We start from the raw sequence: 15,132 nt of genomic DNA, 5'->3' as shown, positions 1-15,132 counted from the left end.
TTTCATCACATAAAAGGGTTCAGGGACACGTAGTCCTTGATGTATTCCGGGATGCGTTTGCGCCACGGAGCGGGCACTTCCTTAAGATCGCGCACTGAGAAGGACGGGTTTACGTTGAGGTCCGCGAGATAGCCAGCGTCAATCAGCGCACGAACCTTGGCGTCGCGGATATAGGCTTCAAAGAAGTAGCGTATTTCGCGGATACGGTCGGCCTCCTCAGGCTTCTGATCGACCAGGAATTTCTGAAATTCGTCGTCGATCAATTCATCCTTGTTCTTGAGCTTCGAAATGAAGCCGAAGGCTTTTTCCACCAGTTCCCGCACCGATATACGGCGATCGACGCCTGCGGCACGGCGCAGCTTCTCCAGACTGAAAAACTCGCTCGGCTTGTCGAATAGCTCTTCGACGACGTGGCGTGTGGCCGCATCCCAGTCCCGCTGTTCGACCAGTTCGGCAAGTTTGGGATCAGATCGTGCAGTTTCTTCGAACTTCTGGAACAGCTCACGGTCGATCCGCATGCCCTCTAAGCCGATCTGCTCTTCAACCTGGTAGACGACCTGATCGGGTTCCAAAAACTCGTAGATGGAAAGTTTCGAGACAATCGTCGAACCATCGTCGCCACCATTGGATAGCGGCATGGCGGGAGGCTTTGGCAAAGCCAACGCCTGGTCGTAGTCAAACTCTTCTTCGAAGAACTCGCAGTTGGCGAAGAAGTCGAAGAGGCAGTAGGAAGCCTTTTGGACATCCCCAAGCGCCGCCTTCTTGGCGGGATCGAAGAGCTCTTCCGCAAAATTGTGCTTTCGTGTTCCGCGCCCCTTCATCTGGACGAAATCCGATGGCGAGAAGATTGGCCGCATGAGCGCAAGGTTCAGAATGTCGGGGCAGTCATAGCCTGTCGTCATCATGCCGACGGTGATGCAAACTCGGGCTTTGCTGGTGCGGTAATTTTCGAAAAAGCCGCTGCGCCCGCCGAGATTGTTGTTTGCGAAGTTAATGGTCATCTGCTGCGAGGCCGGCACGTCGCTTGTCACCTGCATAGCGAAATCAGACTGGTAGCGCCCCGGCCACAACTGGTCGGCCAGTTCGTTCAGGATTTCCGTGATTTTGAGGGCATGGTTCTGGCTGACAGCGAAGGCAATCGTCTTGCCGAACTCGCCGGAAATCGGGTCTCGCATGCCATTTTCCAGAAGCGCTCGACAGAAGGCCCGGTTGGTCGCTTCGGCGAAGAAGCGCTTCTCAAAGTCGCGGCCGCCGAAAGCTTCCTTAATCTCAGTGCCGTCTTCTGCCGTCGTTTCGATTGTGAAGCCTTCGTCTGACAAAAGCTTGGTTGTGACTCCCGTTCGGGCGTCGATGACGTACGGATTGATGAGAAAGCCATCCCGCACCCCTTCCAGCAAGGAATAGCGGAAGGTGGGATCGCCGGACTCGCAGCCAAATGTGCGGTAAGTGTCGAGCATGGTGCGACGCTCGGCTTCTCGCGGATCGCGTTCGGTCGGTTTGTCCTTCTTTGACTGCTTCAGATAGTCCTTTGGCGTCGCTGTCAGGCCGAGCTTGTAGCCGATGAAATATTCGAACACCGCGCGGGCGTTGCCGCCGATCGAGCGGTGTGCTTCGTCCGAGATGACGAGGTCGAAATCCGTCGGGGAGAACAGTCGGCGGTATTTGTCGTTAAACAACAGGCTTTGCACCGTCGTGACGACGATATCGGCCTTACGCCAATCGTCTCGCTGCTCTTTGTAGATGATTGAGGTGAAGTCGTTCTTCAGATAGGATTTGAACGCCTTGTCCGCCTGGGTTTCCAACTCCAGCCTGTCAACGAGGAAAAGGACGCGCTTGGCGTTACGTGTTTTCAGGAAAAGCTTGATCACCGCAGCGGATGTCAGTGTCTTGCCGGTGCCGGTGGCCATCTCGAACAGAAACCGTGTCACGCCCTTCTTGGCACTCCTCTGTATCTCCTGGATAGCTCGTTCCTGGTAGGAGCGAAGGAAGCGGAGCTTTTGCTTTTCGACGAAAGCATCCCGCTCTGCCTCGTTTTTCCACGCCGCCTCGTTTGCATAACTGGGCATCTGGGTGACAACGATAAAGTCGCGCTCAACCTTTTCGGCAAAGAGCCGCTCCGCGTTGGGCTCGAAGGCGTAGTGGTTCTTGATCTCGTGCGGGCCAGGAAATGCAGAAATGACCGTTGGATTGCCCTGTTCAAGATCCCAAAGGTAGTGAATGTTTCCGTTGCTGAGGATCACGAAGCGTGCATTCTGAGCCCGGGCGTATTTGCGAGCCTGCTCCTTGCCGATGCGAGGATCTTTGTCTTCGGATTTCGCTTCGAGAACAATGAGCGGCTTGCCGTCCTTGTCCAGCAACAGGAAGTCGATGAAGCCGTTCGCGCTCTTTTCGAAGTCCTCGCCAAGGCTCTCAATATGCTCAGGCTTCAGCTTTACGTTCGGCTCCAGAACGACATTCGCGGGACCGTTCTTGTCATCGAAAAAGCGCCAGCCAGCCGCCTCCAGCAGCCGATTGATTTTAATCCTGGCTGTTGCTTCCTTACGTAACGACAATTGAGCCCCCGGTTGCCTATAAGTCTTGTCCAGAGGGGTAGACGAAAACGATGAGGATGGAAAGCTAAGAAGGTTGACTGTTTTACGGACTGATATTCGCAAGAACTCGGTAAACCTGCATCCTGCTGCACTTTACTGTTTTGGCGATATCGCTCTTTGCCATTCCCTCAGCAAAAAGCTGACGTATCAACTCCCTATCGATACGGCGTTGGCCACCTTTATAGGCATTTAAGAGCTTTGCTCGCTCAATTCCGTCCCGCTGCCTCTCTTTGATAAACCGGCGCTCCATCTGCGCAACCATGCCAAGAACCGTTAGAATGACTTTGCCCATTTCACCCTTGGTTGACACATGCGGTTCAAGCACTGTGACGAATGCGCCCCGTTGTTCGCATTCGTAGACAATGTTGAGAACATCGCGGGTGTCGCGACCGAGCCGATCAAGACGTGTGACAATTAGCTCATCATCTTGGCGCAGAAACTCGATAACAGTTGCCAACTCGGTGCGCCCATCGCGACTCGCGCCGGACACTTTTTCGCATCGGACTATCTGGCATCCTTCCGCTAGGAGCCGCTGTTGTTGAATTTCGAGATCCTGATCGAGCGTACTAACGCGCGCGTACCCAATTCGAGCCATGCGTCACCTCAAGCTTTAGGCTTCAGGCTACCCCGTCACAAATAGTCGCTGTCAACTCAGATGTTACGTTGGTGGCCGCAACACTTGGCTTGTCACATCAGGGTATACCCTGATGTGCGCGGCGATGGCGGTTGAGCACAGTGAAGTCGCTGCTATCGCTCCTGCATTGCCTCAGACGCCACTTGGGCGACCGGCGACCAGAAATAGTCGATGATCCTTCGTTTACCAGTCTTGATTTCAACGGAAACGGCCATCCCCGGTGAAAGCTGGCGCACGACGCCGTCGACGTTTATCTCTGTTGTGTCGAGAGCAATGGTTGCGGGATAAACGAGGTTTTGCAGCCGTTGTACGTTCCCGCCCGGCACAACACTCCTGAACTGTGGCGCGGCCTGTTCTTCCATGGCCTGAGCGTCGGGATTGGGGATGGCGTCTCTCGCAACGGTCTTTACTGTCCCTGTGAGAACGCCATAACGGGTGAACGGAAATGTTTCGACCTTGATGACTGCCGGTTGGTTCGGCTTGACGAAGCCCACATCCTGATTTGCGAAAAACACCTCGATTTCCAGAGGCAGATTGGCGGGGATGATGCGCATGATTTCGGTTTCAGCCGAAACAACCTGTCCGGTCGTGGTGATCGACGAGGCCTGGATGATGCCGTCGGACGGCGCGTATATCGCGGTCGCGGCGAGCCGTTTTTCGGCTTTTACCAGTTCCTGTTGCGCTTCGTCCATCTGCCGGGCGAGATCACCCGTTTTCTGGATATTGTCGGCAACGAATGTCGACAGGACCTTGTTCTTTTCGGTCTCGGCAACGGCGAAACTTGCCTGAGCTTCGAGCAACTGTCCTGAATAGGTCGACAGGGTTGCTTCTTCTTCCTGCAAAGCCTGTGTGGCATCAAGGACATCAGATTTTCTGCCGGCGGCGCGCTCGAGAAGGCCTGACCGCATCGAGACACGCTCTGTCAGCGTGGTGATCAGGTTGGCCTGCGCGCGTGACATCGATTGAAGCCGGTCGATTGATGCCGACTGCAATTTCGTCTGGGCGGCGAGGTTTCTCATTGTCTCCTTGAGCTGCAAAAGGTTGGCTCTCAGGATCGCTGTTTCGCGCGAGCGAATGGTTGCTTGGGTATTCGCCGCAAAATCGGGGACTACATCGACCGCTATATCAGGACCTGTGCTCCAGTCGTGGTTTTCGACAGTGGCAAGTTCCGTCATCCGTCGTGCATGTTCGGCCTGCAAGGCCTCTATCGTCGTCCGCAGGCGGGCGTCCTCCGCCTTAAGCTCGATGTCATCGAGTTTCACCAGAAGATCGCCTGCCTTGACTTCCGTGCCATTGGCAAAAGGCGCCGAGACCACACGTCCGGAGATGGTGGACTGGACGACCTTGACGCGACCGGAGGGTTGAACCTTTCCCTGCGCCGTCGCCACCACATCGATCCTGCCAATAAAGCTCCAGATCAGTGCCGAGGCCGCGACGATGCAGACGAACCAGATAAGGGCATAGCGGATCGGGGAGGCCGGCTTTTCGATGATTTCGAGGGCGGCAGGGAGGAAGTCGCTGTAATCGGCGCTGACCTTTGTGTTCGTTGCACCGGGCAACTCGGGTCGCTTTTTTGCTCTCATCGGCTCGACCCCATCTGCAAGTCCCACAAATGCTTGTAAAGGCCGCCATCCCGGGCGAGCAAATCATCGTGGCTGCCTTCTTCAACGATCCGGCCATCGGCCATGCCGATAATGCGGTTACAGGTCCGGATGGTGGCAAGGCGGTGTGCAATGATCAGCACCGTGCGGCCCTGTACGATGTGGCGCATATTGGCGAGGATCAGCCGCTCACTTTCATAATCGAGAGCGCTGGTCGCCTCATCGAGGATGAGAATCGGTGGATTGACGGACAACGCTCGGGCAATTGCCAGCCGCTGTCGCTGCCCGCCTGAGAGGTTCGCGCCACGCTCTTCGATGACGGTGTCATAGCCCTTCGGCAGTTTCGCAACGAATTCATCTGCGCCTGACAGTCGGGCGAGATTGATGACGGCCGCGCGCGACATGGCAGGATTGGCGATACTGATGTTTTCGTGGATCGTGCGGTTGAATAACATATTTTCCTGAAGCACGACGCCGATATTCGAACGCAGCCACGCCGGATTGACATGGGCGATGTCCTGACCGTCGACCATGACCTGGCCGCTTGAGGGCAGATAGAACCGCTGCAGAAGTTTGGTCAGTGTCGACTTGCCCGAGCCCGACGGGCCAACAATGCCGATCACTTCGCCCGGACGCACGGACAGCGAAATGTTCTTCAGGATTTCCGGGCCATCACTGGAATAGCGGAAATTTACCGCCTTGAAGGAAATGGTACCCTTAGGCGGCGGGAGGCTGACGGGGACCGCCGGTTTCGGTTCTTCCGGCGCATTGAGGACATCCGACAGACGTTCGACGGACACCTGCACTTGCTGAAAATCCTGCCACAGTTGCGACAGGCGTAGAACCGGCTGAAACACCTGACCGGCAATCATGTTAAAGGCGACAAGACCGCCGACGGTCAGTTGATTGTCGATGACAGCCTGCGCGCCAAAAAGGAGGAGGGCGGCCGAGGTGATCTTGTTGACATACTGGATCGCCGTCTGGCCCTTCGCCGCGAGCATGGTCGCTGCAAAGGAAGACTGCACATAGGCCGCCAGACGCTCTTCCCATTGCGCGGCAACGACGGGCTCAACGGCGGATGCTTTCAGTGTCTGCATGCCGATAACGGATTCCACGAGCAGCTGTTGACTGAGAGCGCCTCGGTCGAATTTTTCGTCGATGCGATGTTTGAGGGAAGGGCGGATCAGAAATCCGATCAGCACGAGAAACGGGATCGAGGCGACGACGATCCAGGCGAGCACTGTGGAATAGGCAAACAGCACAGCGATGAACACGAAGGTGAAGATGAGATCAAGGACGGAGAAAAGTGCCTGCCCGGTCAGGAAATTGCGGATGGTTTCGAGTTCGCGCACGCGGGCGACGGTTTGGCCGGCAGCTCTCGTTTCGAAATAGTTGAGCGGGAGATTCAACAGGTGGCGAACGAGCCGGCGCCCGAGCTCTACGTCGATCCGGTTGGTTGTGTGTGTCAGTGCATAGGTGCGCAGATACTGAAGAACGACGTCGAACAGGCCAATGGCGGCAAGTCCTATGATAAGGACCGTCAACGTCGAGTAGCTGCGATGGGCCAGCACCTTGTCGACCACCACCTGAAAAAACAGCGGCGAGACGAGGGCGAAGAGCTGCAGGAAAAGGGATGCGAGAAAAACGTGGGCGAGCGCGCTTCGGTAGCGCCAGAGCGACGGGAGAAACCAGGCGAACCCAAAGCGGCGCTGGAACGCGGAAGCATCGGAAAATCCCCGCTGCAGCAAGATGAAGTTTCCTGACGTCAGCGACAGCAGTTCTTCGAGGGGCACCGTCCGGCTGATAAAGCTGACGGGATCAACAAGCCGGTAGCTGTTTTCTTCTGATTTGCCCGCAAAAACGGCAAACCCGCCATCGGTCAGGACGGCGATGCATGGCGTCGGGATCACCCTTCCGCTGGCAAACCGATCTTCGCGAACGGGTTTTGCCTTAAGACCCACACGTTTGGCCGCCCGCAAGATATCGTCGCGGGTCGCCTCTCCGGTGAGTGCCAGTTCCCGTGACAGGTCAGCCGGATTGCAGGAAATCCTGAAGAACGCTGCGACGGCGGCGAGCGACGCCAGGCCGGCGTCGGCATTCGTCGTGGAGGAGGGGTTGAGTAAACCTGTATCCATATCAAATCTGTCGGTGAGCGGATTTGCAGGTGCCTGCAAATCCGTATAAGGTGGAAATGGACTGGTTTATCAGGTTGGCGAAGACGGCTGGTATGCCAGCCTGACGTCGCCGACGAGACGGGTTTGACCGTCAACCTTTTCGAGGAAGCTGGTTCCCGTTATCGCTGAACCATCGGCGAAATCCTTTGCCCCATCAGCAGTCGGTATCAGATTGATGTATTTGATGCCGAGTTGATCGAGGGTCGAAAGTTCTCCTGCTTCGCTGATGCCATTCTGGTTGATATCCTGCCAGACACGGAACTCGCTCCATCGGGCATCCTCAGCGCTCAACAGACCGTCGTTGTTGGTGTCAAAGACAAGCCGCAGAGCCTCGAGATCGGAATTGGTTGAACCCTGTTCTTCCGTTGGCCAGAGGGTGAAAGCGAGTTCTTTTGCCTGATTGATCAAGCCGTCCGGGCCTGCAGAACCGTCTGCTGCGAGGTCAATTGCAAGGAGACCATCCTGTGGGCCGATCCACGCAGTAGCATCGCTCAGTCCGTCTCCATTCCAGTCAAATTGTATTCCCGTCGCCTCGAGCTGTGCCGCGTCCAACGGGCGTAAATCTAAGTGCTGATCATCATTCAGGTCTATTGCAACAGGCTGAAGTGTTGGGCGAACAAACATCCGATTTACGACTGTGTCGTAAACAACCCACATTCCATTCCAAAAATATGACGGAATTTTCTCTTGGCCAGACGAGTTGTAAGTAGATTGAGTTGTTCCATTTTGAGATCGCACAAAGAATTCGTAATCGCCGTTATCCCAGTCCATTCGCAGAAGCTGCGGTGAGCGTACGTGTTGGGAGTTCACGTCAAAAAAGTTTACTGTTATAGATTTCCAGTTATAGCTATTGCTGACGTCAAATATCGTTTTCTGAACGCTACCGTCGTCGATAAACATCGTGCTCGTTGAAATCTGGTCGGGGCCTGCAAAAACCTGCTCGATCCTGCTCCAAGCCTGAGTTCCGCTCACGTCGGAATATGTCCGGTTTCCGTTATCCCAGTATTCAATCCGAATAGTTTCTCGTCCAGAAGAATCAAACGCTTGTTCCAACTTAGTCCATGGTTGAGCATTTGAAACATCGAATGTGATGGTGTCGTAGGTGCCACTGTCATTCGTGCGATGTGCATAAATTTGGCGTCCGGCGCTGTCGAATCGGCTCATGAAGCGTGACCAGGCTTGTGTGTTCGCCACATCGAAGGTGTATTCGACCTTGGAGCCATCATCCTGCATATCGATCTGCGTGAGTACTCTACCCTCGGCGTCGAACGTACGATGGACCTCCCGCCAGAGCTCGGTGTTGCGCGCATCGAAATCCACTAGCCCGGTTCTGACACCCGATGCATTGAAGTACTCTGCCTTGATCTGCGCACCTGTCTCCGCAACGAAGGAGATCGTGGCAGAGTTACCGTCGTCCATGAATTGCTTTTCAAGCGTCTTGCGCTCTTCCGCATCATAGGTCTGTTCGACACGCGACCATGCTTCGGCGTTTGCCCTGTCATAAAGCGTAGCGCTCTTCAGGAAATTGAAGCTGTCGAGCACTTCGCTGCTTTTGACCAGTCCCGATTCCGCAACATACGTCAGCCTGGTCGACGTCCCGTCTGCAAGCTTGTTCTGCTCGGCAATCTTTCTTCCTGACTCGTCCTTCGTGATACTTGTCAGAATGCTCCCGAACGCATCAACGTTGGTTGTCCGGATTTCGGTGTCCACTCCAGCCGCGCTTTTTGTGACGGCTGTCTGAACAACCGCGCCGCTTGTCATCCTGATCGAGGTTTCGATGTAGTCGACTACGCCATCGTTGTTGCTGTCTTTCTCAAGGACAGTCGTGGAGCCGTCGTGGCTCATGCGGAACGAGCCATTGGCTTTGACCGTACCGTCAGTCTTGGTCTCCGTAATCGCGGTTTTGACGCTGCCATCGATCAATGTCGAGGTCTTCATGACGGTTTCAAAATAACCATCGCCATCCTGATCGAGCCTGCTGGTCTTGGTCATCTGGCTGGCATCGACGGTCGTTTCCGTCGTCGCCGCTATGGCGCTGTTCCAGTAGATTTCACCGAAACGCATATAGGCGGACTTGCGCGCCGCTGCTGTGTTGGTGACCTTCGTCACGCGTGCGCCGGAGGCGAGAGATGTTTCCTCAACAGTCTGATCGATGGATCCATTGCCGTCGACGTCTGTTTCCTCAAGGAAACGGCGGCCGTCAGCGCTTGTCGTGCTTTTGCTGGTTGAGCGTGTCTTTCCGTTCGCAAGCTCCAACTCGGTCGTCGTGACCTCCTTGCTGCCGTCAGCGTAGAGATAGCTTTTCAGGGTCTTTTTGGTATCAAAAACACCGTCACCGTTTTTGTCGATCTCGATGATCCGCGTGAGGCGATCAGCCGAAACCGTATCGACGCTCTTGCTCGAAACAGTTCCCGACGTGCGGAAGTTGGTGATGGTCGTGATCTCTCGGCCGTCGATCATCCGCGTTGTTTCTTCGATCTGATCGACTGTGCCATCGCCATTTTGATCACGCTTCGTGACAAGTAGACGCTTGTCGAGCGATGCCTCCGCGGTGATGGTCTCGATGATCGCATTGCTACTATCTCGGACGGTCGCCGATTCAACCTGCGAGCCGTCGGCCCTTTCTCGCAACGACCGGACTGTTGTTCTTGTCGCCGCCGGAACGAGGGCCGATTGGTCACTCGTTGTTGTCGTTAAACCATCTGCGCTTGTGGTCACGGTCACGAGTGAAAGAAGTGCGTCGCCGGTGCCCGTGGTGCGAGCCGTCTCCACAATGCTGCCATCACTGTTGAAGATCTTGTTCGTGACCCTCTTTTCATCGATAGAGCCGTTTCCGTCGGCGTCGACCTGCACGGTCTTCTCCATGCCATTGGCGGTGAAGGCCGTCTCGGTGCGCCGAACGGTTGTCGCCGCGGCCTGCCATGTTTCAACGGCGGTACGCGAGCCATCGGCATGCAAACTCTGTGTCTGGTTACGGCTGGCCGTCCATCCCGCGCCACCGGCATCGTTCCAGGAGGTGTTCCGGGTAAGACCGTTTCCGCTTTCGGACTGTTCTTCCTTGCCCTTCGTGACCCAGTTGCCGTTCACATTGGTCTGATAATCGGTGATCGTCGTGGAACCGCCGTCGAGCTTCAGCGATCTGGTTTTGACGATGCGGGCATCGGATGTGCCGTCGCCGTTCGTGTCGAGCGTCGTCGTCTCGACAAGTTTGTTGGCACTCGTCTCAACCGTCTTGCTACGATCAGCGGTTATGCCGTCCGGTCGCATCTCAACAAAAGTCTGCCGCGATACGCCGTTGTCGAGCAGTTCTTGGCTGAGGGAATGATCGATCTTCCCGTCGCCATCCACATCGACAGATGTCACGACGGATTGTTTGTCACCGGACGTCAGAACAACGGTCTTGCTCTCAAGCGAAAGATCGCCCTTACGGATCTCGGTGGTTTGTCTGATCGAGCCGATTTGCAGAATCTCCGTCGCTTCATTCACGCTCCGCAGCGTAGTGGCATTTCCGTCAGCATAAACAGTGCTTTTCGAAAGCCCGTTGGCGGTTTCGGTCACGGTGGCGCGTTCAAGCATTGTCGAGCTGCCCTGGTACCGGGCGGTTTGCGTCGTCTTGACGCCGTAAGCGTCAATCGTCGTGCTTGATGTCCGAGTCTCATCGACGATCCCGTCTCCATCACGGTCGATGACCTGCGTCGAAGACAGTCCGCCACGAAGCGTCGTCGTTTCGCTTCGGGAAAGGAGCTCGCCATTTTGACCGAGTTCTTTCACCTCAAGGGACGTGTTGCCGGAAGCGGTAATCGTCTGTTCGGTACGATAGTCCGTTATGCCGTCACCATCGACATCGTCGAACTGGATGATGGACATGCCGTCAGAACTGGTGGTTTTATTGGTTGAGGAGATGAGCGCGTTGTTTCCGGAACGCTTTGTGACGGTCTCGACAACTGCTCCACTCTCAAGCAGAGCTTTTGTGGTCGTGGTGACATCGTCAACCATGTCGTTGCCATCAAAGTCCTGCTCGACGGTCGAGATCAGACCGTTTGCGGAGGTCCTGACGGTCGAGCGGGATGCGACGCTGTTTCCGGAAAGCTTCGTTTCAATGACCCGAACCGTGCCGTCATCTTCGACTGCGATATTCTTGTTGGTCGTCTCGTCATAAACCCAGTCACCGTTAAGGTCCGACTGGCTGGATTCGTTCATTCCGTTGCCCGATACCCATTTGACATCCTGGCGAATAACGGAGCCATCGTTTGCCGATGTGGTGCGCGATGTATAGGAACTGCCGTCGGCTGGAAGGTCGGTATACTGGTTGTGAACGCGGTCAATGATACCATCGCCGTCAACATCGACCGTCTGATAGATGTTGAGCTTGTTGGCGGACGTGACGGTCGTGGTTAGAGAAAGAAGCGTGCCGGTATTGGTGAGAGAGCGGTTTTCGACGAATTCACCGCCGTCAGCGCCAATCGTGCTGCCGACCTCGATATTGATGTTGCCATCGCCGTCACTGTCAGTCCGAACGAGCTTTCCTCGTTTGTCGGCAGTAACCCAGTTTTCCTCTTTCGAGATGAGTGTGCCGTCTCCACTTCGGTTTTCGGTGATAAGTGTTTCGCTGCCATCAGCATTTTGCGTCTTGTTCGCGCTGATCACCTGATCGAAACTGCCATTTCCATCGACGTCCGTGGATTTTGACGTCGAGAGGCCGGTGGCGTTGCTGTATTCGACAATACGATTGACAAGCGTGCTATTTTCGGAGCGCTTTTCGACGGTCCGCGTCGAGCTGCCGCCGGCTAGCATGACGAGGTTGCTTGATGTGATTTCGTCAAATTGTCCGCGTCCGAAACGGTCAAGTTTCGACGTCGAGATCAACCCGTCGGCACTGGTCTCCTTGATGGCCTCCGAAGCCACGGTGCCATCAGCAGAAAGTATTCTGGTGGTTTCCGTGACCGTACCGTCAGCACCTCTCGACACCGTGATGAGCTGATCGGCGTGGCCATCTCCATTGGAATCAATGGTGTTGCTGCCGGTCAGGCCGTCCGTGTGCCTCTGTTCCGTCGTCTGCGACAGAAGATTGCCAGATGCGCTGCGATTGGTAATGGTCCTCGTTTTTGTGCCGTCTGCAGATAGGGATGTAAGGTCCGATACGGTGCGGTCAAAAGTGCCGTCGCCATCCACGTCTTCGCGAATGCTACGGGACAATCCGTCCGAGGACGTCGTCGTCTCAAGGTCTTTATATTTTGCGCCGTCACGCACAAATGAAGCTTCCCGAACGGTGGTATCGCCCGCCTGGTTGCGAGAGACGGCGCTGGTAAATGTATTGTCCCAGATAGCGTCGCCATCGAGGTCAACGAACCGCATCTGCGTCAGATTGTCGGCGGAGATCGCGACCTCTTCCTTCCGCAACAACGACCAGTCGGAGCCCCATGTCAGGTCGCGCTCGAAACGGGCACCATCCGCATACCGGATTGTCTGATGCTCGGTCATCCGCTCGTTCTGGCCATTGCCGTTCGCGTCGATATAGGACGTGCGGCTCAGCCGGTCAGCGCTGAGAGCGCTGGATGTCTGGCTGATCACATCGCCATTCTGGGCGAGCTGGGCAATCGTCGTTGTCAGGCTGTTGTCGCTGCCGATGGTGCGGGTTTCCCGTTCGGTGGTATAGCCGCCACCGAGTTCGTCACGGCTAATGATCGTGGTCTTACTATCGGCGCTGATGTCCGACGTTCGTGACCAAAGCAGGGTTCCGCCGCCGCTTCGCATTGTTTCAACGCGGGTGCGCGCACCATCCTGCCCGATGGTGGTAACGTCGGTCAGGACACGATCAACCACACCGTCACCATTGTCATCGAACCGCAGCGCCACGTCGAGGCCGTTGGCGCTCGTTGTCCTCTTCGCTTCCGAAGCGAGACGCCCATCCTTGTCATGGGCTTTCGTGACGACGGTGACATTGCCGGATGCATCAACGGTTTTGGTCTCGGAGACCACAAAACCGTTGTCATCGTGTTTCAACGTCGCAGTTGCTGCTGTTCCTGTCTCGCCATTTGTTCGGGTAAAAGTCGTCTGTCCGTCAATTGAGGAGCCACCGTCAAAATCGATCTTCGTTTCGTCAATCGAAAGATCGATGGATTCGATACCCAGTTCTGCCAGACTTTTTTGCGTAACAGTGCCATCGGCGTTGGTCAGCATGATCTTGAACTGTGACCACTGCGCGTCACCAGAATCGAGCTTGCCATTCTGGTTCGTATCGAAAACCTGACGAAGCGCCTGCATGTCCGACCCAGCCGACGGGCTCCATTCTGTAAAGACAATCTCCTTGCGAGACGAAATAGTTCCGTCATTGTCGGCGTCGATCATCAGAACGCCATCGCCAGCACTGACCCAGGATGTTCTGCGCTTGTAACCGTCGCCGCCGATATCGAGGAAAATATCCGAGTTGGTACGGTCGCTCAGATCAAGGCGGTTGTCTCCGTTCAGGTCGAGCAGGACAGGTTTGCCCGAAGAGCTGCTGGACGAGTTATTGTTACCGGAGGATTTGCTGGAAGAGCTCTTTCCGCTGTTCGCTGGCGTGGAATCTCCCCCACCAGATTTCCCGGATGAGCCCGTGGAATTCGATGATGAGCCTCGGCTGGATGTCTTCCCTGCACCGTCAGATGTTCCAGAAATCGATCCCGAGCGTGCAGGGGTAGAAATAGCTTCCGCGCCGCCGCCTTTGCCGCTTGAGCCCGTAGGTTGTTCTATCTGACGGCGAACGTAGGAGTCGAATACGCCATCTGTTACAACGCCGTTTTTTTCAGCCTCCCTGTAGGCCATCGCAAAGGCGTCGGTTCTACTGTAGCCGTTGGCCAGGGCTCCTATTGCCGCTCCCGCTGCAATGTCCTTTCCGCTTGCATCGTTGCCTCCTCTGCTGGCCAAATAGGAATTGAATGCCGTCTTATCGATTGAAATAGGTCGCCCAGCTGATGTGTACCCTATGAGGTCGCTTTTACCCCGTGATGGATCTTCAACGCCCATCGACGCTCTACCAAGACTAACCGCATAATCAAAGGGGACATTGGCCACAGTTGCTGCCCGAAGTGCGGTGGCAAATCCCAAGTCTGCCTCATGGGCCCAAGGGGCAGAAATATTGTGAACTCGAATACCTTCCGCGATATAGGTATGAAAATCCTCAACCTCGAAGTTATAAGTCTGCCAGCCGGAAATTAAAACCGGTCGCAATGCTGAACTTCCAGTGGAGACACTAATGGCCTCTGCGTGCTGAAAATAGTTGGCGGTTGCGGCAGAATATTTGATGATTTCCGCAGCAACCTTTATTGGATCGCCAGTGCGAGAGATAAGCGTCGCGTATCCGTTGAGAGCCATGTTGCCGAGTTCTGGGAAATTGCCAGAAGCGTCCAGAAAATGATGACCTGCGGTCGCAATCAATTCCTTCTTTTCACCGTCCTCCGTCCAAGAAAGGCGAATGAATTCGGTTGTGGTATTATGAAAAACTCTTCTCACACGGCGGGGGCAAAGTGCTCCTCGTCCAAGGTTTGCAGATCCGTCAAAGGCAAGAACTGTGTCTCCAACCTTGATTTCGGCGATGGGTTTCTCCCGGCCATTCGGAAGTTCGATTCTCGTTGAAGCCTCGAAACATTCCGCTATACCGGTAGCACCCATATAGCTTACCGAGTTTGTTGGGTTGATCCTTTTTGCAATTTCCTCAGATATCCGCGCAATTTCACGAGCGGCATATCTAGCCGCCTCAAATCCTCCTCGCGTTGTCTCTTCTGCCAACTGTTGTCCATAATATCCGCCAGCGACGGCTCCCCCCACCGTGCCCACAGCGCTACCTTTGGCAAAGCGGGAGGTGAAGGCTGCGCCTACAGCACCACCAACTAAACTACCGCCTAACCCCATCGCTTTTACAGTGAATTGCTCCCAATTGCCGTTTTTTGCAGCGACCGCAAGTTCCGATGCAGTAAACGCCAATCCGAAGGCGGTACCTCGCCCTAACGCCAGACCTGCCCCTCCATGTTTTTCAACAAGATAATTGGTGGTCTCGGCAGTAGTGCCAAACGCAAAGTTGGCCCACTCTGGAAGAGCACCAGTACGTTCAGAATCTTTTTCGGTGTCAGGCTTTCTAAAGTCCATTTTTGTAG

General features: G+C 55.3%; 5 protein-coding genes. All 5 read right to left on the bottom strand.

What is annotated here, in order from left to right:
• Window positions 1-5: 5 nt before the first annotated feature.
• Complete coding sequence (locus AC5YUO_RS19290) at window positions 6-2,552, bottom strand: DEAD/DEAH box helicase family protein (RefSeq protein ID WP_496156397.1); 2,547 nt, start codon at window positions 2,550-2,552, stop codon at window positions 6-8.
• A gap of 82 nt (window positions 2,553-2,634) precedes the next feature.
• A complete protein-coding gene (locus tag AC5YUO_RS19285) occupies window positions 2,635-3,186 on the bottom strand; it encodes a recombinase family protein (RefSeq protein WP_496156396.1) in 552 nt (183 codons plus the stop codon).
• 152 nt (window positions 3,187-3,338) lie between these two features.
• Complete coding sequence (locus tag AC5YUO_RS19280; protein ID WP_496156395.1) at window positions 3,339-4,808, bottom strand: HlyD family type I secretion periplasmic adaptor subunit; 1,470 nt, start codon at window positions 4,806-4,808, stop codon at window positions 3,339-3,341.
• Window positions 4,805-6,961, bottom strand: a complete 2,157-nt coding sequence (locus tag AC5YUO_RS19275; RefSeq protein WP_496156394.1) for a type I secretion system permease/ATPase — start codon at window positions 6,959-6,961, stop codon at window positions 4,805-4,807. Before AC5YUO_RS19275 ends, AC5YUO_RS19280 begins: the two co-directional genes overlap by 4 nt.
• 69 nt (window positions 6,962-7,030) lie before the next feature.
• Window positions 7,031-15,124, bottom strand: a complete 8,094-nt coding sequence (locus AC5YUO_RS19270) for an SPM autocatalytic domain-containing protein (protein ID WP_496156393.1) — start codon at window positions 15,122-15,124, stop codon at window positions 7,031-7,033.
• Between the last annotated feature and the right edge of the window lie 8 nt (window positions 15,125-15,132).

This window comes from Agrobacterium sp. LEGMi-208b (assembly GCF_059511785.1).
The sequence above is the reverse complement of the archived record's forward strand: the minus strand, read 5'-3'. Positions and strand labels throughout refer to the sequence as shown.

What these genes read in the sequence shown, in the direction of transcription:
- AC5YUO_RS19270 (WP_496156393.1), bottom strand. Translation starts at nt 15,124, where the DNA reads ATGGACTTTAGAAAGCCTGACACCGAAAAAGATTCTGAACGTACTGGT.
- AC5YUO_RS19275 (WP_496156394.1), bottom strand. Translation starts at nt 6,961, where the DNA reads ATGGATACAGGTTTACTCAACCCCTCCTCCACGACGAATGCCGACGCC.
- AC5YUO_RS19285 (WP_496156396.1), bottom strand. Translation starts at nt 3,186, where the DNA reads ATGGCTCGAATTGGGTACGCGCGCGTTAGTACGCTCGATCAGGATCTC.
- AC5YUO_RS19280 (WP_496156395.1), bottom strand. Translation starts at nt 4,808, where the DNA reads ATGAGAGCAAAAAAGCGACCCGAGTTGCCCGGTGCAACGAACACAAAG.